The organism is Candidatus Binatia bacterium (assembly GCA_023150935.1).
GTDB lineage: Bacteria > Desulfobacterota > Binatia > HRBIN30 > HRBIN30 > JAKLJW01.
Genome location: JAKLJW010000035.1, coordinates 33,393 through 59,156, shown reverse-complemented (window position 1 = coordinate 59,156; position 25,764 = coordinate 33,393). Strand labels below are relative to the sequence as shown.

Here is a 25,764-nt window from a genome sequence, read left to right as displayed (position 1 = left end):
CAAGCTCACCTGGTAAACGTCCAACCGTTCGTGGTCCAACTTCACCGCCGCGGGTCCTCAGTCCGTGTACGAGTACGAGTACGTGTACGTGTACCGCTTCGCTGAGTACGTGTACGGAACTCACGCCGAACTTTGAATTAGGCGTATCAATAAAACCCCCAACCCCCGCCGGGCTTCGCGGGCCAACACCCCCGCTGCCTTGCGCCCTTCTACTTCCGACTCGACAACCGCGTCAAGGTTTTTCGCCGGACCACGCCGCTGCCTCACGCCGTGTTGGCCCGCGTGCGCCGGCGGGTCAACGTCTTATCCTCCACCCCGCCGTCCCAGCCGGTCGGCTGGACTCACCACGCCCCGGCCTCGCCGGCCACTCCGACCCTGGACCATACTGCGGAGCTCGTTGCCGAGGCCGTCCTCACGCCACCTTCCGTGCGCCGGGAGACCGTTGTCCCTGCCACGACAGCTTGGGCCCCCTCGGTCGGCTGGGGAGCTATTCGCTGTTCTCTACCGAGGCCGCCAGCTCATCGAGCCATGCCGCGACGCGCGTCAGATCGGTGCGCGTCCTGAACCCGCGCGTGCCGGCATGTGGCTCCTCATCCAGCGCACCCGGGAACTGCGGGCGCATGGCCAGCACGGGTTCGAGGTCGATCCGATCGACACCTTCCCTCCGCAGCCGCTCGGCCCGCCGGCGCAAATCGAGGGTGAGCGAGTGGCCGACGCGGAAGAGCTCGACCAACGGCAGCGTGGTCAGTGCCGTGACGGCGCGGTCGAGCTTGCCGTCACTGACGTATTCCAACCCCAGCGACAGCGTATCGCGGCCGCGCGCGATGGCGGACCGCACGCCGTCGACGTCGGCGACGTCGACCCGGTCGGCGGCGAGGACGCGGTTCAGCAACGCGAGCAGTCGGACGGTCAACTCCTCGACGGTGCCGACGTCGTCGAGGCGGGCGAGAGCGCGATTCAGGAACGAGTCGGCGCCGAGCGCCGCGGCAAACGGGACCGGCACGGCGACGAACTCGTCGGGCTCGCCGAAGTGCGCCGGGGCGGCGTCCGCGGGCAGGACGACACGGCGCGGATCGAGATAGCGGTACACCTCGAGCGCCTCGTAGTAATCGGCAAAGCCAAGGTCGGCCATGCGGCGCGAGCGCCACTGGTAGGCGGTTTCGCGCAACTCGCTCTGCAGCCCCGTGGCGGTCTCCAGCAGGAGCTGGCGAGCGAGATCGGCGTCGGCGCGGTAGAGCAGCTCGAGCAAACGCCACAGGGTCTGCACGAGGGTCACGTCGGGGGTGACGAACTCGATCTCGAACAGCCGATCCGGAGTCTCGAGGGATTGCGGAGGCAGCCCGGTGCCGGCGTCGTCGTCGGTATCGCGTTCGAGCACGTGCATGTGGCGGGAGAGAATGAGCGCCACCAATTCGAGGTCGAGTGTGCGGACGACCGCGGCGATACGGGTCGGCGGAAGCTCGGTCAGCGTTTCGAGCCAGTCCCGGGCTCGCTCGGTGACGACGTCGTCGCGGTCCCACAGATCGAAGTCGAGGCAGGCCCGGACTTGTTCGGGTGCGGCAAGCTGCAGCAGGTCGCCGGCGTCACCGAGGCCGACGCCTTTGACGAGGTAGTAAAGATCTTCCACCGGCAGGTGAGGCACCACGGCGCCAGCGGCAGAGTCGGCCAGTAGCGTATCGACGCGGCGGCGGGCCGCCGAGGCATCGGCGAGCAGGGCCAGCCAGGGCGTTGCGCCGCGGTCGAGTTCGACGGGGGTCGTGTCGTCGCTCATTGCCCCGCGAGTGTAGGCCGGCCGGCGTCCCCCGCAAAGGGGCCCCTCGGCGGCTCTTGGGGTGTGCGTTGCTTGCCGGGGTAAACAGAGGAGAAACCGAGGCACGGAGTATGTGTAACCAGATGCGCGCGGGGCGCGTGCAGGACACCCACAGCGTGTGCGACGTTGCCGCCCCATAAAGCGATCATTCCGACCCAGAAAACGCCCCGATAAACCTCTGCAGGGTATGTCCCGAGGAGTAAACTCCTGATCTTTCCACGCCTCAGAACGGTCCGACCCGATGCCACCCGATTCGAGAGGCGAGGTACCCTGACCGGACGCCAGGCCGATCGCTTGGAAGGGAGTCGATGGCGGCAGCAGTACGGAACGTAGCGAGAGGCCGTGGAAAAACCCCGCTCCCGCGCCGGCTGCACGAGGTTGCCGAGCCGGTGCAGCCGCTCGATCGCAAGGACGGTCAGCGCAAGTCGGAGCGCAAGCGATATTGACTTGGCGGTATGGCGGAACCAGAATGGAACCGATTCGGTTCCATTCTGGAGGGTTCGACCATGCCCAGCCTCTCGATAAAGGATGTGCCCGAGCCAGTTCTTGAGGCGATTCGCCGCCGCGCCGCGCGCAATCACCGCTCGCTGCAGGGCGAGCTGATGGCGCTCATCGTTCAAGCCGCTGCGGAATCGGCGGCGCAGCCCGGCGGCCCCCCTGCCGCCGGCCGGAAGACCATCGAAGAGATCGCCGCCGAGCATCGCGCGCGCTGGCCGAAGCCCTTCAAGACCGGCCCGCGCGCCGTGGACATAATCCGCGCCGAGCGCGATGCGCGATGAAGCAGCCGGTGTTCGTCGCCGAACCGCCCGCAGCCTATCGCCCGCGCCAGCCGCTGGTGATCGATTGCAGCCTGCTGGCGGCGGTGCTCTTCGACGAGCCCGAGCGCGACCAGGCCCTCGGCCACATGGCCGGCCGCGAGCTCTTCGCGCCGCATCTGCTTGATTTCGAGATCGCCGGCGTGGCCCTGAAAAAGTCGCGCCAGGGTCTGGCCGAGGTCGCCGCCTGCGGACTCGCGGACTACGTCGCGCTCTCGCTCAGCCAGCGGCGCGTCGATATCGAGGCGCAAGTCGCACTGGCCTTGCGCTACGACCTGTCAACCTACGACGCGGCCTATCTGTGCCTGGCAGGGGAACTCAATGCGCCCCTCGCCACGCTAGACCGGCGTTTGGGCGAAGCCGCGCGGCGCCACCTGCGGTCGCTCGAATGAACCCCGACCGACGAAGCCCGGAATTCCCTTCGAGTTCGTGCCGCCGCGGGCGGCACGAGGTCCAGTGCCGGGTTGACGTCCTCGATCGCCGCCGCCTACCGCCCGTTGCGCTGCTCGAACATCACGAACAGCGCCGGTGCTGAGCCATCCGCGATCGGATTAGCGCTCGCGAGAGCCACACGTAGTACGCCCGGTTCGCTGGCGGTCGCCGCCACCGAGGCCCGGCCGGCCGCGGGACCACGGCGCACGCCGGTCACCCGGAGCAGGTTTGGGTCGTACCGCAACTCGGCCTGGACGGCGGCCGGCGCGCCGGCCGCGTACAGGGGTCGGAGCAGGCGCCCGCCGCGGCGGCGTTGCAGCGGCCCCCAGCGTCCTGCCGCGGCCTCGGTGCCGGCGGCCCTGCGCAGGCCCGCAGCTCCGCTCGACGGGGGCGTCCAGTTCCCCGTGCACTCGCCGAACAGGACGGCGCGGAAATCCTGGAGGCGTCCCACCAGGCGGCTCTGCCCGGTAGTTCACGCTCGGCCGTCCCGCTGCACGACCACGACCTGCACCGGCTGTTCCGTTGCCGTCGCGGCGCTGACGATCGCCCACACCCAGACCACTACCGCCAGCGGAATGCCGATGATGGCGCCGATGCCGGTCAGAATCAGCATGCCGGCGAACAGGCAAAGGACGAGCTGAGCTATCCCCTGCCCGAACTTCCTCACAATCAACGTTCCGATACCCGGAAAGAAGATGTTCACGATGACTCCCGCAACGCGCATGGCCCCCTCCTTCGCTTCTATTCGCGACACCCGTTCAGCACCGCCGCGACGGCCGCGACGATGTCGTCGACGGCGACCGTGCCGTCGCCGTTGGCGTCCGCCGCCGGGCACTCGCGCAGCGGCGACATCTCCAGCGCGATGCGGACCGCGCCGATCAACTCCTCGATCGTCGTCTCCCCGCTGCCGTTACAGTCGCCCGGACACGTGGGTTCGGGGGACGGGCTCGGCGTTGCCGTCGGCGTTCCCGTTGCCGACGGCTCCGGCGTCACCGACACGCTCGGGCTCGCGGTCGCCGTCGGGGTGCCGGTCGCCGTCGGGGTGCCGGTCGTCGTCGGCGTGGCCGTCGCTACCGGAGACGGCGTCGTGGTGACCGACGGGGTAACCGTGAACGTGCTCGTCGATGACGGGGTCACGGACGCTGGCGGAGACGAAGTGGGCGTGCGCGTCAGTACCGCCGTAGGCGTGGCAGTTCCGGTCCGTGTCGGCGTTACGGTGAATGTCGCAGTGGCGGTGTGCGACGGCGGCACAACGGTGGCCGACGCCGTGACCGTGGCGCTCGCCGTCGGCACGGACGTTGGCGAACGCGTCGGAGAGAAGCTCGGCACCTGCGCCGGCGTGCGCGTCGGCGTTGCCGTCGGCGTGCGCGTGCCGCCAAGGCTCGCCGTCGCCGTGGCAGTCCGCGACGGCGTCCGCGTCGGCGTGACCGAGGCCGTCGGCGTCCGGGTTGCAGTTGCGGTTGGCGTCTGCGTCGGGGCGGCCGTCTGCGTTAGCGAGGCCGTGGCGCTCGGACTCCGTGTCGGCGAGGACGTCGAGGTCCTGGTCGGCGATGGGCTCGCCGAGACAGTCGCGGATACCGTCGGACTCGGGGTTGCCGTGCGCGTCGGCGAGGTGGAGGACGTCGCTGTCGCGCTGTGCGTGGCGGCGGCGGTGGCTGTTGTGGTGGACGTTGCAGTTGCCGTTGCTGTCCGCGTTGGCGTCGCGGACGCCGTGAAGGTCGCGGTTCCCGTCGGCGTCCTTGTGCCGGTCCCCGTTGCGGTCGCCGTTGGCGTGGCGGTCCGGGTCGGCGTACCTGTGGGAGTCGCCGTCGCCACGGTCGTCGGTGTCCGAGTCGCAGTCGAAGTCGAGGTCACGGTCGGCATTGCAGTCGACGTCACTGTCGGCGTCGCAGTCGGGGTGGGACTGGCGGTAGCTGAGGACGTCGGTGACGCCGACGGGGTCGGCGTGGGGGTCGCGGTTCCGCAAACCACTGTAAGGGTACCGTCGTCAGGCACACACGGCACCACACCTTCGTCGAGTCGGCAGGTGCTGAGGTCGAGCAGAGTCTGCCCACAGGCGGAGGTGAGTGCGAGGGTGATCTCCACGACCGCTCCACCCTGACCGATGGGATCGATGCAGGCCAGCGCAAGCACCACCTCGCCAGGGGTATCGACGTTGCCTAACAGGGAGCACCCGGAGGTCAGCGCGGTGGTCGTCACGGCCGTCGCCAGCGCCGCCCCCGAATTGTAACGAACGGTCGCCTCGACGCCGGACACACCTGCCCCGGCCGACAACAACAGGGGCACCTGCACCGACGTGCCGGCGTCGCCTTCCACGTCCGGGACGTCGAGGACAAGACCCCCGGCCGGCGGTGTGACCGTCGGCGTCGGTGTCGGTGTCGACGTAGGTGTTACCGACGCCGTGGCCGTCGGCGTTGCGGTCCGGGTTGCCGTCGGGGTTGGCGACGGCGAATGCGTCGGCACGACGGTTGGCGTGCGGGTGGCTGTCGAAGTCGGCGTCGATGTTGCGATCGGTGTGGCAGTCGCACTCGCGCTGGGCGTCGGGGTGGCCACGCTGGTTGCGGTCGGTGTCAAGGTGGCGGTCGCCGTCGGTGTTCGCGTGTAAGTCGCCGAAGGAGTCGCCGTTCGCGTGGCGGTAACCGAAGCGGTCGGCGTCGACGTCGTGGTTGCCGTTGCAGAGTTGGTCGGCGTCGCGGAAGGGGTTGGCGTGCTCGTCGCGGTCGCGGTCGGGGTCGACGATGCGGTCAGCGTCGGGGTAGCGGTCGGCGAGTGGCTCGGGGTCGGCGCCCCGGCCAGGGCCTGGAGGATCACGGTCTTCGGGCCGACGACGACCTGGAAGGCGACTCCCGGAACGTCCGGGAATTGCGTCGAGCCGAAGTTGCCGGTCACCGCGCCGTTCGGCGCCGTCAGAATGATGAAGTTCTGACCGGGGCTGGGCACGAACCCGCCGAACAGGTCGACGACGAGCCCTCCGGTGAGCGCGGCCGTGAAGCCGGTTCCTGTCAACTGGATTTGATCGAAGCCAGTGCCCGGATTGACACCGCCCAACTCGATCCGCGTCGTGCTGCCGGCCGTCTGCGTATAGCTCTTGGTGATGGAGAGTGACCCGGGCGACGACCCGGGGCTGGTCTGGCCTGCCGAGGAGACGTTGCCGTTGATAGAACCGTTGCCGGCAAGTACCCCGCCATAGATATCGAGGGTCCCGTTGGTGGCGATGCCGCCGCCCGCCAACCGCGTCGTGCCGGCCGTCTGGGTATACCCGCGCGTAAAGTTCAGCGTACCGCTCTCAGCGGAGACGGTTCCGGTGTTGCTGAAACCGACATCGACAGTCGTCGTGCCCGTGCCGGCGCTCTTGAGGAAGGTGCCGGAGTTGACGACTTGCGCGGCGCTCAGGTCATCGAGGTCGATGGTCCGGTCGGTCAACACGTCGAACGTCCCGCTGTTCGCAAGGATCGCGTTGTTGCGCAGAAGGATGTTGCCGTTGGAGGTGCCGGACCACCACGAAGCGCTGCCCGCGTTGGTCAGGGTGCGGCCGTCCAAGGTCACGTTCACCCCGTGGGCGACGCCGATCCCCAGTGTCCCGTTGACCGTGAGGCTCCCCCCTCCGGTGATCGTCCCCCGCGTCCACGTCATGGTCCCGTTCACGGTCAGCGGCCCCGATCCGGCAATCGTACCGTTCGACAGCAGCAGGGTCGCCCCGGCGGCAACCGTGGCCCCTGCGCCCGACGTGTTGACCGTCGCTCCGGCCACCTCGGCCGTTCCTGTCCCCGCGATGGTCAGACCGTTGAAGACGTGGGTGCCAGACGGCAGCCGCAGGGTGGTGTTGCCCGCGATGTTGCCACCCAGACTGCTGTACCAGGTCAGATCGAGTACGCCGCTCGTTGGCTCCACGGTCCCCGTGTTCACGAAATTCACGCTAATCGCCGCAGTCCCCGGCGTCGTCGTCTTGCGGAGAGTGCCGGAATTGGTCACCTGCGGTGTGCTCGTATCGCCACTGCGACGGCTGACGCTTCGGTCGGCCTGGATGTCAAAGGTCCCCGTATTGGCGAAGATGGCGTTGTTGGACAAGAAGATGTTGCCGTCCGACCCGGCCACCGCCCACGTCGCGATGCCGGCGTTCGTCAGCGTGCGCCCGTCCAGATAGACGTTCTGATAGGACGCAACGGCGATCGATAAGGCTCCGTTCACGGTGAGCGCGCCGCTTCCGGTTATCGTGCCACGCACCCAAGCGAGGGTGCCATTGACCGTTAGAGGTCCGCCGCCGGACAGGGTGCCGTTCAGCAAACGCAGCGTCGCACCCGGAGCGACAGTGGCACCGCTTCCGGATGTACTGGCGGTCGCGCCATCGACGTCGACGGTGCTCGAACCGCCGATCGTGACGCCGTCCAGGGTGTGTGTTCCACCGGTCAACCGAAGGGTCGTCGTGCCGGTCACCGAACCGCCGATGGCGCTGTTGGAGGCGAACACGAGGGAGCCGCTCACCGGGTCGATGGTGCCGGTGTTCGAGACGTACACGCTCACGGTACTCGTTCCCCCGCTGCTCTTCCGCAGCGTCCCGGAGTTCTCCAGGCGTGGCGCCGTGCCGTCCAGGGCCCGAATACTTCTGTCAGTCTGCACGTCAAACGTGCCGGTGTTCGCCAGGACGGCGTCGTTCCGGAGTTGAATTTCTCCGCCGCTTCCGCCCACCGTCCAGGTTCCGATTCCAGCGTTCGTCAGCGTTCGCCCGTCCAAGAGGACATTGTTGTAGGCCGCAACTGCAATCGTCAGAGTCCCGTTGACCGTCAGCGCCCCGCTGCCCGTGATTGTGCCTTTGGTCCACCGCAACGTCCCGGCGACCGTGAGCGATCCGGAGCCCGACAGCGTACCGCCGTCGACACTCAGTACGCCGGTCGCGTTCACAACACTCGCCGCGCTCGGCGACAGGGCCCCACCCACGATACTCAGCGTCTGAACGGATGGACTCGATGCACCGCCGAGGGTCAGGCTCGCCGGGGCAGCAGCGGCGTTGAGGGTGACCGTGAACGACCCGCCGGTGGCATCGATAACCACATCGTCGCCCGCCCCCGGCACCGCCCCGGTGCTCCACTTCGACCCGTCGGTCCAGTTGCCGTTTACCGGGTCCTTCCACGACACGGTGGCGGCCAGCGCGTCGCCGGAGCCGCCGACGAGCACCGCGAGCCCGATCGATCCCGCAGCAACGCTGCGCCAGGCTACCCGAAACATTTGCGCCCTCCCCTTCTGAACGCGATGCGCTCAGTTCTGCGGCACCGCACGCAGAAGCATTGGGCTGACTGCGCGTGAGGCGCGCGGCGCCAGCCGCCACTCGATGACCGCCAGCGGGCCCGGCCCTGCGACGGGTTCCAGCAGCGCCACGGCAATCGCCAGCCGTCCCGGACTGTCCACGTTCCACGCCAGCAGATCGCCGCCGGCGGCGTCCGCCAGGCGGACGTCACGCACGGCGATGAGCCGCGGGTCGAAGCCGATCTCGATTTCGAACGCCGACAACGGGCGCTCGGGCTCGACGAGAACTGCCTGTCGCACCGTGCCGCGCCAGCCCGGTCTGAAAGGACCGAGGCTGACTTCGCCGCTTCCGGCGTCGTCGACCGCGGCTGCCCCGCCCACCGCCGGCTGCCAGTTCCCGGTGCAATCACCGAACAAGACCGCATGGAAATCCTGGTTCGGGGCCGCACCCGCGAGCGCATCGAGCGTAATGCGCCCCGGCTGACACATCCCGCCGCCGATAGCCGGCGGGTCGATGACCTGCGTCCCTGGGACCGGGTCGGGCACCGGCACCGCCGCCCAGTCGGAGTCGCACAGCGTCGCCACCGGGAGGCGGTCGATTCTCCCGACGATCAATTGCAGGATCCGCGACGCATCGAGGGCGCTCAGATCGCCGTTCCCGGTAACGTCGCAGGCGAGACGCTGGTAGGCGTCGAGCACCCGCTTGCCGACTACGGCCTGCAGAACGTACGAGGCATCGAGCGCGCTCACGCCGGCGTTGTGCCCACCGGTCTTGTGCGGTTCTATCGTCCACCGCCCCGGGTCGAGGCTGGGGAAGTCGTAGATGCCGTCGAGACCGGTGGCGGCACTGTGCGCGCTCGGTCCGGTCAGGCGAACGTCGAAGTCCGCCACGGGCCGGTCGGCGGAGTAGTACCTGACCCGGCCGCCGATCCCGCAGCCGACGGTCAGGACACCGTCATCGGGCGCGCAGGCCACTGCCCCTTCGTCGAGCCGGCAGGTGCTGAGGTCGAGGGCAGTGACGCCGCACGTCGACGCCAGCGTGAAGGCGATCTCCACTACTGCGCCGCCGTGGTGGATCGGGTCGGTGCAGGCAATGGTCACCTGCACAACGCCGGGGGTACTGACGTTATCCGCGAGGATGCAACCGGCGCTGAGCGTGGTCGTGCTCACGGAGGTTGCCAGCGCCGCCGCCGGGTCGTATAGCAGCGTCGCCTCGACGCCGAGCACATCGGTACCCGCCGGGAGAAGGAGCGGCACCGACACCGTAGACCCTGATGTCCCGGTCACGTCGGGAACATCAAGGACGACCGACGACTGAGGCGGCAGCGTTGGCGTCGGCGTCGGCGAGGGTGTCGCGCTTGCGCTGGTGGTTACGGTAGCCGTCGGAGGCGCCGGCGGCGTGCCGGTCGGTGTCCGGGTCGCGCTCCGAGTCGGCGACGGCGAATGCGTCGGGGTGAACGTGGCGGCCTGCGTGGCGGTCGAAGTCAGGGTCGGCGTGTGCGTCGCCGCCGGTGTCACGGTCGAAGTGCGCGTGCGCGTGGCCGTACGTGTCGGGGAGACAGTCGGCGTGGCCGTGTTTACGGCCGTCGGCGTCCCGGTCAGGGTTCTGGTCGGGCTGGCAGTCGGGCTGCTCGTCGGCGTGAAAGTGGGGGAGGTCGAACGAGTCGGCGTCGCGGTCGCGGCCCTGATATCGCTGCCGATGGGATGCCGCGTCGCGTCTTGCAACCATGCCGCCTGCGTTGCGGTCACCACGAGCGGCTCGGTTGCGAGCACGAAGCTCGAATACCCATACGAGTAGAAGGCTGCTTCGTTCTCGAACCGGCGCGAGCGCAGCGGCGGTGACGGATTCGCGGGGTCGGGCTCGATAATGAACACGTCCGGCCCCGTGTTCGGTCGGTAGAGCAGATTGCGCCCGACGATGCGCGGCGTGGTTCCATCATGGAGCGGTACCGCCGGGACGCCGAGTCCGTTCACAGTCGCAGTCGGAAAGACGTACACTTCGTGCGTCCAGCCGGGGAACAGGCCGTCGAAACCTGCTTCCGTCCCCTCCCACCGCTTGCCGGCCTGGTGACGATAGACGGTGGCGTCCGAGGACAGCACGGACCGCGGGCGCTTGATCGACATGCCGTCTTGCAGCCCCGGGCGCGGCTGCACGGTGAAGGTCGCAAAGCTGCCCGCCCCGCTGACATCCTCCCACACGCCGCTCCTCTTCGCCTGCACCTGCGCCCGGAACTGCGTCGCCGCACCGCCACTCAACCGGTCGTCGGTGATGTATCCCCGCATGTCGAACAGCGGTGTTTCCTGGTTGGGCTGTAACGTCACGCCACTGCCAATGGCCAGGCGGAACAGGTGCGTTCCGCCCCCGGCGTCGCGCACGCTGACGCCGTAATCATCGAGCGCAACGGCGCTGCCGCTGACGTTGCGGAGCCGGAAGTTGACGTAGAAGTTCTTCTCCGTATCGACCGGAGCGCTGCCACCGTACTCGTTGGGGAGAGCGTAGATCGCCGACGGGTTCGCCCGCGTGGCAAGAACCGTGACGTTCGAAGACACGGTGAGGTCGCCGGCACGAGCCGTCACAAAGTCCGTGGGATCTTGCCAACCCGCGCACGAGGCCAGGTAGCCATAGTATACCCACGTCGTTGAATAGGATCCGTCGCGCACCCCGAAGTGCAGGTGGGTGAAGTTATACCCGCCGTTCTCGCTGGCGTTCGCCGATAGATACCCGATAAGCTGGCCCTTCGTCACATCGGTATCCACGCCAACGAGCCCGGCAGCTCGGAGGTGGCCGAGCACCGTCGTTACGTAGGACCCATCCGGCAGCAGGTGCTCGATAATCACCACGTAGCCGTAGTCGGTCCGCTGAGCGGCGTGGCGGACCCGACCGTTACCCGGGGCGTACACGGGCAGCTCAGCGCCGGTGGATGCAATCAGGTCCTCCCCAAGGTGCAATCCGTACCCGGCGCGGGACACGCAGAAATCCTGCGAGAGGTACCAGGGTCCCGGATCAAGGGGATATCGAAAGCTGCCTGCCACTTGATAGCCAGCCACTGGCGCCGCAAGGAAAAGCGCATCGAACAAGCCGGCGACCATCAGCGCCAGCAGCCGTCGTCCGGCGACTCGCATTCGCAACGCCATCGGGGTTCCCCTCTGAACAGCCATCATCGGTTCGCAGCGACACTTACAGCCGGTTACTTGCCCGCAGGACTCGCTGGGAACAAGTGTCAGACGTCCTCTTTCGCGTGCACAACACCGCCATTCCACACCCCGAATCAGCACGTTCGTTTCCCCCTCGCCGGCGCCGCTTTCTGACCTGCCGGGGCGTGCTGGTGCATGCCGCTCGGGTGGAAGGCGACGATCGGGCCGGCGTCCTCGGGGAGCTCTTCCTGCCAACACATCGGGCCGGCGTCGAACGGTACCGCGGCTCGCAAGACGAAATCGGGCGCCAGCGCGTCCACCCATGTCTGTATCCAGAAGCGCCGCACGCCCACCCACAGCTCGGCACCGTCTTCCCTGCCGGTCCAGAGCTCCAGCGCGTGCACGCCGTCCGCCGTCACCGTCAGCAAACCGAAATCGATGAACATCGGCGGCCGATGCAACAGGCGGTACGCGACGACCATGTCGACGTGCCTACCCGCCGGCACCGCCGCCTCCAGCCGGATCTCGCAGAACGCATATGCCGCCCGATCTGCCCCCGGCCGCACCACCCGCCGGTACTGCCGTGCCCGGTCCTCGACGACGCCGAGATGTACCCACCCGAGGAGATTGACGAAGCGCTCGATCAACGCCAGCGCCTGGCGGCGATAGCTGCGCGCAAAGAGCAGGCGCGGTCCCCAACCCGGTCCGGACGGCACCTGCTGCCCCTCGTACGCCGCCACCGCTTCGGGCCACGGCCGCCCCACCGCCGCCGCCAACCGGCGCGCGATTCCCAGCGTCGGCGCCACCTTGCCCGCCACGTACCGCGACACCGAGCTCGGATCGAGCCGCTCGCCCGACTCGCCCTGCCGCGGCGACGGCACCGCCGCCGCCACACTCGCCTGCTTGACGCGGCTCAACTCGCGCCGAAAACCCTCCGACAGCTCCACCCGAATCTTCGGATCGTCCGGAAACTTGCGCGGTGGCCGGCGCTTACTGCCCTCGGCCGCCACGCGCCGCGCCTTGCGACGCATCGCACCCCCTCCCTCGCTCGTTACGCCGCGACAATCGTCGTTACGGCGCCATTGTGCCAGTTCCGAGACAAGCACAGTTACTTGAAGTCTGGCAATACGGCCGGGTCGAATTGCTACCCCGAGGCTCCAATTGCTACCTGCGCCGCCGGGCCGGACCGACGGGCGCCCCATTCGTCGGCGCCGAGCGCGGGCTGCGCCCGCAACCCAAAGCGAACAACCAGCCCATTCGCCCCGAGTAGGAGCCCTTCCCCTGGGCTCCGTATCGAGGGGCGCGCTCCTGCCGAGCCTGTCCCTCGATACGCGCCAGAAGAAGGCGCTACTCGGGACGAACGGGAAGGCACTGCCGCTCCATGGCCTGAAGATTTCTTCGCGCCGTGCGCAGACTTTCGGCGATAGTAGTTCAGGACAGGCTTCGATACGGCCGCTGAGCCCTTCGACACGCCGATTAAGAAGACATCGGCTGCTCAGGGTGATCACGTTGAAGGAGAAGATCTTTCTCCGCTCACCCTGAGAACCCGACCGGCGCGGTGCCGGTTTGTTGGGCCAATGAACCCAGATCCGTTCGGCCTGAGCTGCTAGTTCGCGAGTTCGTCGCATGGTGCGAAGAGTTTCGGAATGCGGATTTCGGATTGCGGACGACGGATTCATGAGTTCCGCAATCCGCATTCCGCAATGGGTTGCGGGCGAAGCCCGCGCTGAGTAGCGCCCGTCTTTTCAGGGCCCGTATCGAAGGCCACCGCACTTCGGAAGGCGCGCCGGTTCATTGGTACGACCCGCCATCTGCTCAGGTGCCGTATCGAAGGGTGCGCGCTTGGGACGAAGAGGTTGGAAGGACACCCACGTGGACGTGAGGCTGCGCAAGTGGATCCGGGGGCCCGAATGATCGCGTGGGGCCTGTCCGGGTAGCTGTAGCCGCCGGGTTCTGTTCGTGCGGCTGTCCCGGGTCGGCGACGATGGCGCCGTGTTGCATAATATGCGATCGCATCGCATATTTCGTGCATGTGGATTCCGCGTGACGTCGAGGGCCGGGTGAGGCGCTCCGCTCGGACCCGGCCGGTTGTGGTGTTGACCGGTGCGCGGCAGACGGGGAAGACGTCGACGCTGCGGCGGTGCTTCCCTTCACATTCGTTCGTGTCGCTCGATCTGCCCACCGAAGCCGAGCAGGCGGAAAAGGAACCCGCGGCCTTTCTCCGCCGTCATCCGGTCGCTCGGCAGCGGGTCTGACCAGCGGAGGTAGCCGGAGTAGCGGAGGTTTCGAGCAAGCCAGAGCCGGATTTCGAGCTTACGACCTGCTTTCCGCCTGCGAAACCGGGTCCGTAGGGGAGACAGTCCCTCGGGCAACGTGAACTGTCATGAGCTGGAGCGCGCGTCCAGGCGCGGCGGTGCCTCACCGGCTGGGCAGTCACGAGTGCCGTCGTACCGGTCGTACCGGTGGGTGGCCTTCGAGACGTTCGAGACGGTCGCTGAACCCTTCGACACGCCGATTGAACGGACATCGGCTGCTCAGGGTGCTCGGGTTGTTCAGATGCGACCTCCTCAGGCCGAACGGATTCGGGTTCATTGGTCCAACAAACCGGCGCGGCGCCGATCGGGTTCTCAACGGGAACGAGCTAATCGGATCTGTGCCAACTTCCGCTGTCCCGGCTCGTGCGCGCCAGCCGCAGCGCCTGCCGGCTGAGAACTTCGCGGCGCCGCTTCGCCGTGTCGTCGTAGTAGAGACACTCGGCAAGCCGGCCCATGACCTGTGCCCGCAACGCTCCCGCATCGCGGCCCAGCCCGGCAAGCGCTTCTTCGAGGAGCGATACAAGCTGGCGATCGACGTCGCCGGCGGCAACTCCGATGAGCGCGCTGCCAAAGGTAAGCGCGACCCTCGCCGACCGCAGCACATCCACCCAGACGCCGAACGGGTTGCCCCGGACTCCCTCCCATGCACGTCCCCAGAGAACCGGCACCCGCTGCCCACAGAGAGAACCCACCGCATGTTCTACCAGCGTCGTCTTGCCGATGCCGGCTTCACCGGTGATCAGCACCAGCCTCGGTCCTCTCGCGATGGCCTCTTCGAACACCCGCGACAGTTCCGTGAGCTCGCCGGTACGACCGACAAATGGAATGTTATCGACGACAGCGCGCATCCCGAACGCGGCACGAAGACCAGCGTCCGTGCCCCCGGCTGCACGCCTATCCGACCGGGAGCAAAAAACAAGCTCGAAGTGGAGTCATGGCCGATTCCCTGCCTCTACGCAGTCGAGTCCGACTTTCCGTCGCCAGCGCGTGCGTGCTAGACACGCCCCATGCACGAGACGCGAGTGCCGGGGATGCTGGCCGAGGCCGAGTTGCGCGACCTCGTCCAGCAGGGCGAAATCGACACGGTTATCACCGTCTTTCCGGACTTCTACGGCCGCCTAATCGGCAAGCGGATTACCGGCCGGTTCTTCTGCGACGAGGTGCTCGGCCACGGCATGCACGCCTGCGATTACCTCCTCGCCTGCGACATGGAGATGGACCCGGTACCGGGTTACCGCTTCGCGTCGTGGGCGGACGGTTACGGGGACGTCCACTGCGTGCCCGATCTGCGAACCCTGCGTCGCGCCACCTGGCTCGAGCGCACCGCTCTGGTCCTCTGCGACGTTTACGACGCGGAAGCCGATACCCCTGTCGAGATCGCGCCGCGCACGATTCTCAAACACCAGATGGGCCGCGCGCTGCTCGCCGGCGTACGCCCCATGGGCGCCTCGGAGCTCGAATTCTTCGTCCTGCGCGAAACCTACGAATCGGCCACCCGCAAGGGCTTCGACAATCTCGAGACGTTCGGGTCGTATGTCGAGGACTACCACACTCTCCAGGGCATGAAGGTCGAACCGCTTATCGGTGCCATTCGACGCCATCTGGACAGTTCGGGCGTGCCGGTGGAATTCTCCAAAGGCGAGTGGGGGCCGGGCCAGCAGGAGATCAACGTGCGGTACTGCGATTTCCTCGAAATGGCGGACCGTCACTCGGTCTACAAGCAACTCGCGAAGGAAGTGGCGATCGGGCAGGGGCTGGCGGTGACGTTCATGGCGAAGTTCGACGAACGCTACGCCGGCAGCTCGATGCACGTACACTCGAGTCTGTGGTCCGTCGACGACGGTGCGCCGCTGTTTGCCGGATCGGGCGCCCAGTTCGCCGGCGACGTGAGCGTGTTGCCGGACCACTTCCGCTGGTGGCTGGGTGGACTCATGCAGCACGCCCGCGCCTCGACCCTGCTGTTCGCGCCGAATGTGAACTCTTACAAGCGCTTCCGCGCCGGCTCCTTTGCGCCGACCGGCATCGCCTGGTCCTACGATAACCGCACGGCGGGTTTTCGCGTGGTCGGGCGCGGACCGTCGCTGCGGGTCGAGTGCCGCATCCCCGGTGCCGACGCTAACCCGTATCTCGTCTTCGCCGCCACGGTCGCGGCCGGACTCGACGGCCTGGCGAATCGCATCGAGCCGCCGCCGCCGTTCCACGGCGACGTCTACGTCGCACGGGACTTGCCGACCGTGCCCCGGACGCTGCCCGAGGCGATCGACGAGTTTGCCGCCTCGGCCATGTTCCGCGACGCGTTCGGCGCCGCAGTCATCGAGCATCTGGTCCATTTCGCGCGAACCGAACAGCGCAAGTTCGACGAGTCGGTTACCACGTGGGAACGGCGACGGTACCTCGAACGAGTGTGATGCGCCCTCCGGTCGTGATCGGGATTTCCTCGTACGCCCGGGGCGGGGAGCCCCCGGTCTTCAGTCTGCCGTGCGGCTACGTCGATGGGGTGCGACTGGCCGGCGCCATACCGGTCATTTTGCCTCCGGGGGAACCATCGGCCGCCCGACTGCTCGACCGCGTCGACGGTCTGATCCTCGCCGGCGGCGGAGACATCTCGCCGGCGGCTTACGGCGGCGAGCCGCACGAAACGATCTATTCCGTCTGCGACGAGCGCGACGCCTTCGAGCTCGACCTCGCCCGCACCGCACTGGCGCGCCACGACCGCCCGGTCCTGTCGATCTGCCGCGGCCTGCAGTTGCTCAACGTCGTGTGCGGCGGGACCCTGCACGAGCACATCCCCGATGCGTTCGGGGACACGGTGCCGCACCGGGCCCCGCCGCGCGTGCCGGTACGCCACCCGGTCACCGTGGCGCCTGACAGTCACCTCGCCGGGGTACTGGGAGCCACACGCGTCGAGGCGATTTCGTGGCACCATCAATCCGTCGATCGTCTCGGCGGCGACCTGCGTCCGGTCGCATGGGCCGAGGACGGCGTCATCGAAGCCGTCGAGCACCTTGTGCACCCGTGGTGCCTGGCCGTGCAATGGCATCCCGAACTGCAACTCGACGACCCCGCGCAGCGCCGCCTGTTCCAGGCATTCATCGCCGCCGTCGACGGTGCCCGCCCTACGGCAAGGACGGACGGCTAAGTAGTGATGGGCACAATTGCGACGACGTATTCCGTACGACGCCCTCCGTTCGCCCCGAGTAGCCCCGTTTTCTCAGGGGCGTATCGAGGGGCCAACCTGGCGAGCGGCTTCGCGGCCCCGCCCCTCGATACGCCGCCGAAAACATGGCGCTACTCGGGGCGAACGGGATACGTCAACGTATTAATGGACTGGAGTGCTAAGCGGTCAGGCAGTTGCCCGGCCACCCCGCCAATTAACAAGCTTCAAGCCCTCATGCCCCCAGGCCCCCAAACCCTCAAGAGGAGCCCACATGCCAACCAGACTGAAAGATCGCGTCGCCCTGATCACCGGAGCGGGCAGCGGCATTGGCCGCGCCGCGGCATTGCGCTTTGCCGCTGAAGGCGGCCGGGTCGTGGTTGTCGACGCGAACGCTACCGCCGGGCAGGACGTCGCCGAGGAGATACGCAAGTCGTCCGGCCAGGCTGCGTTCGTGCGCGCCGATGTCACCCGCGCTGCCGAGGTGCAGGCGATGATTGCTTTCGCGGAGTCGCACTTCGGGGCGCTGCACGTGCTGTTCAACAACGCCGGCGTCTTCCCCGACGCCGACGGCTCGGTCGTAGATACCGATGAAGCGGTGTTCGACCAGGTTATCGCCGTCAATCTCAAGGGGGTGTTCCTCGGCTGCAAGTACGGCATCCCGGCCATCCTGCGCGCCGGCGGCGGTTCGATCGTCAATACGGCATCTTTCGTGGCAGTGCTGGGAGCGGCCACCTCGCAGAGCGCGTACACTGCCTCGAAGGGCGGCGTTCTCGCTCTGACGCGCGAGATCGCCGTCGAGTTCGCACGGCGCGGGATTCGCGCCAACGCCCTTTGCCCCGGCCCGGTGAATACCCCCCTGCTGCAAAACCTGCTGGCCGACCCGGCCGCGCGGGCGCGCCGATTCGTACACCTGCCGATGGGTCGACTCGCCGAGGCCGAGGAGATCGCGGAGGCGGCGCTTTTTCTGGCATCCGCCGAATCGTCGTACGTTAACGGGACGACGTTCCTCGTCGACGGCGGAACGGCGGCGGCTTACGTGACCGCCGAGTAAGGGGTCTCGGCCGGAGCCGAATCCAGGGGCACGGTTTCCGCCGTCGCGCCGGCTTTCGCGGCCGACGACCGTCGTCGGCCGCCGCGCGGCCGCCGGGGGCGCCCCGACTTCTTAGCGGCGGGTTCCCGACCGGCGCCTTCTTGAAGTTCATCGGTCGGGGCGGCAGCCACGTCGCCGGCCGTCGCTGTGGCGTGCGGAGCGAGTCGTACCATACCGTTCGGACTCACCTGCACGTCTCGCATCCGGCGCAGGCGGGTAATCAGCCGCGGCGAGCCGGGCGGCCGCGTGAAGCCCTCCGATCGCAGTTCGTTCGCCAGCGCATCGAGCCCCATCCAGCGTTCCGGATCTCCCAGCGATAGGCGCGCCAGAGCCACGCGAACCTGTTCCTGAGATGCCGTGTGCGCCGCGTCGTCCTGCTCTGCCGCGGACGGTGCGGGAGGGACACTTGCGGGCACGGGAGCGGGCGCAGTAACCGGCGCCGGTGGCGTCACCACCGTCTTGACGGTGTGGGCCCGCTCAGCGGCGCGGCGACGGCTGGCACGCCGGCGACGACTGCGACTGGGTGGCGGCTCGGGCGCTAGCTCGACGGTGCCTTGCAGCGTGCGGTACGAAATCCGGCCGAAATCTACTCCGCAGTTCGCTGCCGCGTCGGCCACGGCATCGAAGGCACGGTCGTCGGAAACCACTTCCAGGCGATCGCCCGGGCGGGCGGTGCCGAGGAACCTTCCGGCCGAGACGGCGATCCAGAGGTCGCTCCAGTCACGCACGCCGACCGCCGGCGCACTGTGGACGAGATGCACGCCGGCGGCAGCGAGCATCCGAGCGATCTTGGCGCCGATCGTGCGCCAGTTGCCGACGGCGATGACTTCCGTCGGTTGCGCCTTGCGGTCGATCTCGAGGTGATTGAGGACCCGCAGCAAGTCGGCCTCGCCGCTGGTGTTCTCTACGTCGATGAAGATCGCGCGGCGTCCGACCGGCGGCCCGGCGGCAACGACGGCCGGAGGCGGCTTCTTGTTTCTCGCCGCCGCCGCAGACTTCGCTCGTACGGTGCGGGGGGACGACGCGGCCGCGGTCTTCGAGGCGGCACGCGATTTCCCGGCGGCACCCGCCGAACCGCGGCCGCCGGCTTTTACGGTCTTGGCCGCTGTTCCCGTGGCCGACCTGGTGCGCCCCGTCGGGCGCGGGCGTACGCTGGACTTGCTTGGCATGCGTGATTTATGACCTGAAATCCGTCGCTTGTCGAATCGCGTTGCGCCCCGCCCCGACATGGTGCCCCTCGCCATCATGGCTCGCTATCCGACCGCCGGTCAGGTGAAGACCCGCCTGGCCCGCGCCCTCGGGGTAGAACCGGCGACGGCACTTTATCGCGCGTTTCTTGCCGACCTCGCGGCCCGCTTCGGAAACGGGCCGCGGCCCCTGGCCTGGTTGTTCCATCCGCCGACGGCGCCGTTCGCCGAGGTGGTCGGGGCCGGTGCGCGCTGCCTGCCTCAACGCGGCGACGACCTGGCGACCCGGCTGCGGCATGCGTTCGAGGACCTGACAACATCTGCCGCGGGCCTCATGGTGATCGGCGCCGACGTGCCGCACATTCCGGCAGACCGACTGGCGGCGGCGGATTCGGCGCTCGCCGCCGCCGACGTGGTCCTCGGGCCGACCGACGACGGCGGGTACTACCTCGTCGCGATGCACAGTGCGTACGACGTGTTCTCGGGCGTCGAGATGGGTACCGACCGTGTACTGGAACAGACCCGTGCGCGCTGCGTGGCGCTGGGACTGCGTCTCCACCTCATCGCCCCGTGGTTCGACCTCGACGAGGTGGGCGACCTGGAACGGCTCCGCGCTCTCCTCGGTAGCGACCCGACCATGGCGGTAGAACTGGCGCACACGGCGACGGTGTTAGCGTCGATCCGCAAGTAACTTCGCCACCGAGGCACGTCATTTATCGGCATCATCGCCCCGCGCCGCCGCCCACCTCCCGATGTGCGGCGGGTGTTTGCGGTGTATCGAGGGTGACGGGTAATGAAACCCGGGGGCGATCCTCGCAGCGGAAGGGTGGACCGGACATGGAGTGTTTTCTCGTCACGCACACGCACTGGGATCGGGAGTGGTACCGGACCTTTCAATGGTTCAGGGCGCGCCTCGTCGATGCCGTCGATCGCGTGCTCGACGCCATGGCGGCCGACCCGGGTTTTCGGTTCCACCTCGACGGCCAGACCGTGGTCCTCGAAGATTACCTTGAGATCCGGCCGCAGCGCCGCCCCGAACTCGAACGCGCCTGCCGTGCCGGCCGCCTCGGCATCGGACCTTGGTACGTGCAGCCCGACTCGCTCATCCCCTCCGGCGAGGCGCACGTTCGCAACTTGCTCGAAGGACGGCGGGTCGGTGCCGCCTTCGGACCGCTGTCGTCCGTGGCCTATACGCCCGATTCGTTCGGGCACCCGGCGCAGTTTCCGCAACTCTTCGCCGGCTTCGGTCTGGGGCCGTTCGTCTACTGGCGCGGCAACGACGACGAGATCGCCGCGTTGCCCGCGGAGTACTGGTGGGAGGCGCCCGACGGCACGCGGGTCGTCGCGCACCACCTCTGGGAAGGTTACTTCAGCGCCGCCGGTCTGCCCTCCGAACCGGATGCCGCCGCGGCGTGGTTGGAAGGGGTGGCTCGCCGGCTCGACGCACGCAGCGGCAGCGGCCGCGTGCTGTTGCTGAACGGTGTCGATCACGCTCTGCCGCCTCTTCACACCGATGCCGTCGCGGCGGCCCTGGGACAGCGCACGGGCTGGACGGTGCGCCGCGCCGTGCTCGACGAGTTCGCGCAGGGCCTCGTCGCCGGCGATGCCGTCTTTCGCGGCGAACTCGTCGGGGGCCGCAAGGCTAACCTGCTTCCGGGGGTGTGGTCGGCACGCGTACCGCTCAAGCTCCGCAACCGCCGCTGCGAAGCGCTGCTGGAAGGATGGGCGGAACCCTGGGCGGCCCTGGGGCGGGCCGCCGGTAGCGCTGACGAAGGCGCCGCCCTGCGGCTCGCCTGGCGCCACCTCCTGCACAACCAGGCCCACGATTCGATCTGCGGCTGCTCGCAGGATCGCGTCCACGAACAGATGCGTCCGCGCTACGCCGCCGCCGCGGAACTCGCACGCGAGACGACGATCCGCTTGCTGGAGCGGCTGGCGGGACTCGACGTCGACCGCGAAACACCGTGGACCCAGGAGCTCGATATCGCCGTGTTCAATCCCTCGCCGCACCCGCGCACCGAGGTCGTGTCCTTCGCCCTCGATCCGGTGCCGGCATTCCATCAGCAGGGTACCTCCTTCGACGTGCACCCGCTCTTTGCGGCCAACCTGGCGGTCGAGGGCTGGACCGCCGACGGCGCGCCGGCACGCAATCAAGAAGACCCCAGCACCGCCCGGCAAAGACCGCTTCCCGACCTGGCCCCGCGGACCATCGAGTTCGTCGCCCGCGACGTGCCGGCGTTCGGATGGCGTCGCGTGCCGTTGCGGCCGACGCATGCCCGGCCGGACATCGTCGACGAGGGACGCGAGATCGCGGCGGGAGCGGTGCGTGTGACCGCCGCCGCCGATGGGACGTTGACGATGTGCATCGATGGGCGAACGTATGCCGACTTGTGCGGGATCGAGGATGTCGGCGACCGTGGCGACACTTACGATTTCGACCTCGCGGCGGGACCTGCAGTTCGGCTGGCGCACGTGCTGACGAGCCGTCGCCGGCATCCCAGCGGCATCGAGACGCTCACCGTGCGGCGAGTGCTGGCCGTGCCGGCCGGACTTGCACCCGGACGGGAGCGCCGTGAGGTTGCGACCGTGGACTTGCCGCTCTCCGTCGAGGCGCGGGTGGCGCCCGGCATCGACCGCGTCGATCTCCGCGTGTGGGTGAACAATGTCGCCCGCGATCATCGTTTGCGTTTGCTCTTCCCGACCGGCGCGCCGGCCGAGACGTTTGCCGCGGCAACTACCTTCGATGTGACGACCCGGCGGACGGCACCGCGGCCGGCGACCGAGTGGGTCCACCCGGCGCCGGCTACCTTTCCGCAGCAGGGCTTCGTCAGTGCCAACGGTCTCACCGTGGTGGCGCCCGGACTCGTCGAGGCCGAGGTGACGCCGGCAGGCACGATCGCGCTGACGCTGGTCCGCTCCGTGGGCTGGCTGGCGCGGGTGGATCTGCAATCGCGCCGCGACGCGGCCGGACCCACCGTGCCAACGCCCGGGGCGCAGTGTCAGGAGACGATCGAAGCACGGGTCAGTCTGTTGGGGCACGCCGATGCGCGCGCGGCACGCGACGCCGAACTGGGATTGTGGGCGGTCGCGGCGGGGCGGAAGCCGCTCGTGCAACCGGGCATTTCGCTGCTGACCGTGGAGCCCCGCGCGCTGGTGGTGTCGGCGCTGAAACCGGCGGACGACGGCGACGGGATCGTCCTGCGCCTGCTCAACCCAACCGATACGGCCCGGCTGGCGCGGGTGCGCTTCGGTTTCGCCGTGGCCGGTTCAGAGGCCGTACGTCTCGATGAGACGCCGGCTGCCGGAGAGATACGACGCGACGGGGAATGGCTTACGTTCGACGTCCCGCCGCATGCCCTGCGATCGGTACGGGTGCGGACCCGACCGGCGTGACCCCACAGTCCTCGCCTTCTTGCCGCGCACTGACCACACCCGAACCGAGAAAAACGCTGCCCCTTCCGGTAGCCGCTACCCGCCGCTCCCCGCACGCTTGCGCCGGCCGGGTTGACGCCGTGTGGCCTTTCCGGGTGTTCCGGCGGCGCGCTTTTTCAACCGATCCAGGCTCTTCACGTCGAGTGGGCGGTAGGTTCGGCCGGCGTCGTCGTACCACCAGGTCGTGTCGTTGCAGTCCCGCGTTGTGATGCCGGCTGCGCGCAGCGGCTGCTTCAGGATGCGGTAGCCGTCGGTCATGGGCAGGTGATCCACGACCTTTACGACGATCGGCCGGGCGTGCCGTCCAAGGTCGCGCTCGACCCGGGCATGCAACAGCTCCGGATCGAGTCTGGCCCCGCGCCGCATGACCACTGCCGCCACCGGCACCTCGTGGCCGGCGCCGTCGAGCCGCACCCCGTAAGCGGCGGCAAGGCTGACCCCGTCGACTTCCCATACGACCTCTTCGATCGGAACTGACGGCAGCGGCCCGCTGCGGTGGTAGATCACGTCGGCGAGGTGATCCACGAGCCGGAAATCGCCGTCGGCGTCGGCGTTGAACAGATCGCCGGTGGCATACCATGCGTCGCCCTTCTCGAACACGCTGCGCAGGGGCTTGGCCTCGAGAGCGCCGCGTTCACGATCGACGCGAGCGAGCAGCAGACCGTTCTTTCCGGGAGTGACGGCGCGGCAAAAGCCGGAGGCATCGTGGACAAGACTGCACTTGCGAGGATCGTAGTCGGCGACCGCCACGTCGGCACTTCCGGGCAGGGGCCGTCCAACCGACCCGACCTTCTGTCCCGAGACATTGGCGAGAATCGCGTTGCCTTCCGTGGAGGCGTAGAACTCGAGCACTCCGACCGGCCCGAAACGCTCGACCAGACGTTTCCAGATCGGCGTCGGCATGCCGCTGCCTGCAAACAGGCGCACCGGGTGGGTGCGCTCGCTTGGATCGGCCGGGGCATCGACCAGCGCGTGGCACATCGTTCCGGCGTAGAACACGATGCTGGCGCCGTAACGGCGCACTTCCTCCCAGAAGCTGGCCGCATCGAAGCCGTTGGCCAGCGCCAGGCGTGCCCCGCCGGCGAGCGCGCCGCTGATCGCCACCAGCAGCCCGGTCGGATGCTGGATCGGCGTCCAGTTGTACACCGTGTCGCCGGAGGTCATTGCCGCCGCCGATGCGGTACCGAAGGCGGACAGGGCCCAGCGCCGGTTGGTGATGCGGTTGGCCCGGGTGCCCTCGCCGCGGCCCGAGAACAAGACGAACGCCACGTCCTCCGAACGACCGGGCGACGGCTCGTACCACTCCGGCACCCCGACCGTATCCGGATCTATCCTTTCCATGTCGTACAGACCGGCCGCGAGCGTACGCGGTTTGGCCCCGCCGCCGAGGACATAAACGGTATGCCCCAGCACCGATCGCGCGTGCGCGGCGTGGTCCGGGTCGGCGATGAGATGTTCGACCTCGCCAAGGGCCAGTTCGCGGCGCAGGTCGCCGTCCGGACGCAGCAGCACAGCCACGGCACCCAGACGGTTGATGGCCGTGGTGACGGCGAGGGCCGAGGGGCGGCTGTTCATGTAAACACCGACATGCTCGCCCGGCCGCACACCGATGTGAATGAGTCCGCGCACGACGGCGTCGACGCGACGGTTCGAGGCGGCGTAACTCATGGCCCGCCCCCCGAACAGGAAGAAGGTCGAGTCCGGGGCGGCCGCCGCCTGCTCGGTCAGCGTCAGGCCCATGCCGATACGGGTGTCGCGGCGGACCCCCGACAGGCGCGCGAGTCGCGGTAGTTGATACGCCGCGTTGCGGGCCAGGGTGCCAAGGGTCTGCACGCCGTCGCCGAGGACCTCGCCGAGCGCCCCTACGAGGTCCCGGCCGAGACCGACGGCGACCTCGGCAACGGCGGTGGGTTCGGGCTCCATCTTCGTGGCACGCGGCCGGGTCGCCGCGGCGGCGGCCGGTAGAACGCTCGCCGGACGCTTGCCCTGGCCGCTGCGCCATTGCAGCCACCGGACCACGGTTGGCCATGTATCCCGCATCGCCTTCGAGCCGACGACGAGGGCAAAGTGACCGGCGTCGAGGGTGCGCTCGTAGACATCGGCGTGCGGGGCGGCCTCGCGGATCGCGCGCACCCACGCCGGCCGTGCGATCTCGTCGCGCGTACCGACGAAGGTCAGCACCGGACAGGTAATGTCCGCCAGGGTCAGGGTGCGGCCCTCGATCACGAATCCGCCCGAGAACAGGCGGTTGTTGACGACGAACTGATCCACGAATTCCTGCAGCGCCGGCCCCGGCCAGGCCACCCAGCCCTCACTCGACAAGAACCGCCTCTGACCTTCGCGGCGCGTGACGGTTTCGCGGTCGTACAGGCCGGTGAGGAACTCTAGCTGGTTGCGGATCTCCTTGGCCGGGCTGATCAGCTTGAACACCGTTCGGCTGAGCCACGCCGGAACGGAGGTGCGCGCGAAAGACGCCGACACCAGCCGGCCCGCGCCGCGCACGATGGTCGCGGCGACTTCGTCGGGAATGCCGGGGATGAGCTGGCGCTGGACGTCCACCGGGCTGCCGAAGGTGATCAGGGAGGCGATTCCCGCGCACCGCCGATAGGCGGCGGTCTCGTAACAGAACATGCCGCCCTGGGAATAGCCGGCGAGATGCGCATCGGTGCCGAGTTCTTCGCGCACGTGATCGATCGCCCGGCTGACAGCGAGAACATGATCGGCCAGCGTCCGGCGCAGGCCGCCCTCCTGACGTTCCGGGGCCCCGAAGTCGACTACCCACGGGTCGACGTCGTGGGCGAGCAGCGAGGCGACGGCACTGCCTTCCGGGGAGATGTCGTACACCTCGGCGCTGATCATCAACGGCGGGACGAGGATGATCGCGGGACGTTTGTGACCGCGCTTCGCCGGCGCGCCGGCGTAGTGCCGCAGGCGAAACGTCGGCTCGCGGTGCACGACGTCGTAAGCGGTGCGCGTCGAGCTACGCTCGAGGCGGCCGAGGCGGGCCATCTCCATCGCGTTCTGCAGACCGCTGGCGAAACGCGTCGCGACGCCCAGCGGATTGTCGAGGATCGATTCGTTGCGCGCCATGTCTCCCCTCCATCGGACGCGCCGCCGCGCCACCTTGCACAGGACCAGTGCGCCGGTCTC

The 25,764-nt window shown here is 68.4% G+C and carries 16 protein-coding genes; 7 read left to right on the top strand and 9 right to left on the bottom strand.

Features of this window, described 5'->3' with window-relative positions; all coding sequences use genetic code 11:
• Positions 1-487 precede the first annotated feature (487 nt).
• Positions 488-1,771, bottom strand: coding sequence for a DUF6178 family protein (locus L6Q96_17790; protein MCK6556407.1), 1,284 nt, complete (start codon positions 1,769-1,771; stop codon positions 488-490).
• A gap of 545 nt (positions 1,772-2,316) precedes the next feature.
• Here L6Q96_17790 and L6Q96_17785 point away from each other — a divergent pair.
• Both L6Q96_17785 and L6Q96_17780 read left to right on the top strand, forming a co-directional pair.
• A complete protein-coding gene (locus L6Q96_17785; protein ID MCK6556406.1) occupies positions 2,317-2,589 on the top strand; it encodes an Arc family DNA-binding protein in 273 nt (90 codons plus the stop codon).
• Positions 2,586-3,017 (top strand): type II toxin-antitoxin system VapC family toxin, encoded by a 432-nt coding sequence (locus L6Q96_17780; protein ID MCK6556405.1) that lies wholly within the window; start codon positions 2,586-2,588, stop codon positions 3,015-3,017. Before L6Q96_17785 ends, L6Q96_17780 begins: the two co-directional genes overlap by 4 nt.
• Before the next feature lie 95 nt (positions 3,018-3,112).
• On the opposite strand, the gene L6Q96_17775 is transcribed toward L6Q96_17780, so the two are convergent.
• From L6Q96_17775 to L6Q96_17750, 6 genes are all read right to left on the bottom strand, one after another.
• On the bottom strand, positions 3,113-3,508 hold the full coding sequence (locus L6Q96_17775; GenBank protein ID MCK6556404.1) for a hypothetical protein: 396 nt from the start codon (positions 3,506-3,508) through the stop codon (positions 3,113-3,115).
• Between the two features lie 21 nt (positions 3,509-3,529).
• Positions 3,530-3,781 carry a hypothetical protein gene (locus tag L6Q96_17770; protein ID MCK6556403.1) on the bottom strand — a complete coding sequence of 84 codons (252 nt, stop codon included), beginning with the start codon at positions 3,779-3,781 and terminating at the stop codon, positions 3,530-3,532.
• 17 nt (positions 3,782-3,798) lie between these two features.
• Entirely contained in the window at positions 3,799-8,280 is a 4,482-nt protein-coding gene (locus tag L6Q96_17765) for a hypothetical protein (GenBank protein MCK6556402.1), read from the bottom strand.
• Between the two features lie 30 nt (positions 8,281-8,310).
• A complete protein-coding gene (locus tag L6Q96_17760; protein ID MCK6556401.1) occupies positions 8,311-11,433 on the bottom strand; it encodes a peptidoglycan DD-metalloendopeptidase family protein in 3,123 nt (1,040 codons plus the stop codon).
• 134 nt (positions 11,434-11,567) lie between these two features.
• The gene (locus L6Q96_17755; protein ID MCK6556400.1) at positions 11,568-12,464 is read right to left on the bottom strand and encodes a hypothetical protein; all 897 of its coding nucleotides are present in this window, start codon (positions 12,462-12,464) and stop codon (positions 11,568-11,570) included.
• 1,610 nt (positions 12,465-14,074) lie between these two features.
• Positions 14,075-14,596 carry an AAA family ATPase gene (locus L6Q96_17750; protein MCK6556399.1) on the bottom strand — a complete coding sequence of 174 codons (522 nt, stop codon included), beginning with the start codon at positions 14,594-14,596 and terminating at the stop codon, positions 14,075-14,077.
• A 159-nt stretch (positions 14,597-14,755) separates the two neighbouring features.
• Here L6Q96_17750 and L6Q96_17745 point away from each other — a divergent pair, with 159 nt between their 5' ends.
• The 3 genes from L6Q96_17745 (at position 14,756) to L6Q96_17735 (ending at position 17,956) form a co-directional block, all read left to right on the top strand.
• Positions 14,756-16,156 carry a glutamine synthetase family protein gene (locus L6Q96_17745; GenBank protein ID MCK6556398.1) on the top strand — a complete coding sequence of 467 codons (1,401 nt, stop codon included), beginning with the start codon at positions 14,756-14,758 and terminating at the stop codon, positions 16,154-16,156.
• Positions 16,156-16,887, top strand: a complete 732-nt coding sequence (locus tag L6Q96_17740; GenBank protein MCK6556397.1) for a gamma-glutamyl-gamma-aminobutyrate hydrolase family protein — start codon at positions 16,156-16,158, stop codon at positions 16,885-16,887. The genes L6Q96_17745 and L6Q96_17740 overlap by 1 nt, the downstream gene beginning before the upstream one ends.
• Positions 16,888-17,176: 289 nt before the next feature.
• Positions 17,177-17,956 carry a glucose 1-dehydrogenase gene (locus L6Q96_17735; protein MCK6556396.1) on the top strand — a complete coding sequence of 260 codons (780 nt, stop codon included), beginning with the start codon at positions 17,177-17,179 and terminating at the stop codon, positions 17,954-17,956.
• On the opposite strand, the gene L6Q96_17730 is transcribed toward L6Q96_17735, so the two are convergent.
• Positions 17,938-19,164 carry an NYN domain-containing protein gene (locus tag L6Q96_17730; protein MCK6556395.1) on the bottom strand — a complete coding sequence of 409 codons (1,227 nt, stop codon included), beginning with the start codon at positions 19,162-19,164 and terminating at the stop codon, positions 17,938-17,940. The genes L6Q96_17735 and L6Q96_17730 overlap by 19 nt on opposite strands.
• 76 nt (positions 19,165-19,240) lie before the next feature.
• On the opposite strand from L6Q96_17730, the gene L6Q96_17725 reads away from it, so the two are divergent.
• Both L6Q96_17725 and L6Q96_17720 read left to right on the top strand, forming a co-directional pair.
• A complete protein-coding gene (locus tag L6Q96_17725) occupies positions 19,241-19,873 on the top strand; it encodes a TIGR04282 family arsenosugar biosynthesis glycosyltransferase (GenBank protein ID MCK6556394.1) in 633 nt (210 codons plus the stop codon).
• Positions 19,874-20,019: 146 nt separating this feature from the next.
• On the top strand, positions 20,020-22,575 hold the full coding sequence (locus L6Q96_17720) for a hypothetical protein (protein ID MCK6556393.1): 2,556 nt from the start codon (positions 20,020-20,022) through the stop codon (positions 22,573-22,575).
• 75 nt (positions 22,576-22,650) lie between these two features.
• Here L6Q96_17720 and L6Q96_17715 read toward each other — a convergent pair whose 3' ends face one another.
• Positions 22,651-25,704 carry an alpha/beta fold hydrolase gene (locus tag L6Q96_17715; GenBank protein MCK6556392.1) on the bottom strand — a complete coding sequence of 1,018 codons (3,054 nt, stop codon included), beginning with the start codon at positions 25,702-25,704 and terminating at the stop codon, positions 22,651-22,653.
• Between the last annotated feature and the right edge of the window lie 60 nt (positions 25,705-25,764).

Coding starts and splice junctions, on each gene's coding strand:
- L6Q96_17790 (MCK6556407.1), bottom strand. CDS start 1,771: ATGAGCGACGACACGACCCCCGTCGAACTCGACCGCGGCGCAACGCCC.
- L6Q96_17785 (MCK6556406.1), top strand. CDS start 2,317: ATGCCCAGCCTCTCGATAAAGGATGTGCCCGAGCCAGTTCTTGAGGCG.
- L6Q96_17780 (MCK6556405.1), top strand. CDS start 2,586: ATGAAGCAGCCGGTGTTCGTCGCCGAACCGCCCGCAGCCTATCGCCCG.
- L6Q96_17770 (MCK6556403.1), bottom strand. CDS start 3,781: ATGCGCGTTGCGGGAGTCATCGTGAACATCTTCTTTCCGGGTATCGGA.
- L6Q96_17765 (MCK6556402.1), bottom strand. CDS start 8,280: ATGTTTCGGGTAGCCTGGCGCAGCGTTGCTGCGGGATCGATCGGGCTC.
- L6Q96_17760 (MCK6556401.1), bottom strand. CDS start 11,433: ATGGCGTTGCGAATGCGAGTCGCCGGACGACGGCTGCTGGCGCTGATG.
- L6Q96_17755 (MCK6556400.1), bottom strand. CDS start 12,464: ATGCGTCGCAAGGCGCGGCGCGTGGCGGCCGAGGGCAGTAAGCGCCGG.
- L6Q96_17750 (MCK6556399.1), bottom strand. CDS start 14,596: ATGCGCGCTGTCGTCGATAACATTCCATTTGTCGGTCGTACCGGCGAG.
- L6Q96_17745 (MCK6556398.1), top strand. CDS start 14,756: ATGCACGAGACGCGAGTGCCGGGGATGCTGGCCGAGGCCGAGTTGCGC.
- L6Q96_17740 (MCK6556397.1), top strand. CDS start 16,156: ATGCGCCCTCCGGTCGTGATCGGGATTTCCTCGTACGCCCGGGGCGGG.
- L6Q96_17735 (MCK6556396.1), top strand. CDS start 17,177: ATGCCAACCAGACTGAAAGATCGCGTCGCCCTGATCACCGGAGCGGGC.
- L6Q96_17730 (MCK6556395.1), bottom strand. CDS start 19,164: ATGCCAAGCAAGTCCAGCGTACGCCCGCGCCCGACGGGGCGCACCAGG.
- L6Q96_17725 (MCK6556394.1), top strand. CDS start 19,241: ATGGCTCGCTATCCGACCGCCGGTCAGGTGAAGACCCGCCTGGCCCGC.
- L6Q96_17720 (MCK6556393.1), top strand. CDS start 20,020: ATGGAGTGTTTTCTCGTCACGCACACGCACTGGGATCGGGAGTGGTAC.
- L6Q96_17715 (MCK6556392.1), bottom strand. CDS start 25,704: ATGGCGCGCAACGAATCGATCCTCGACAATCCGCTGGGCGTCGCGACG.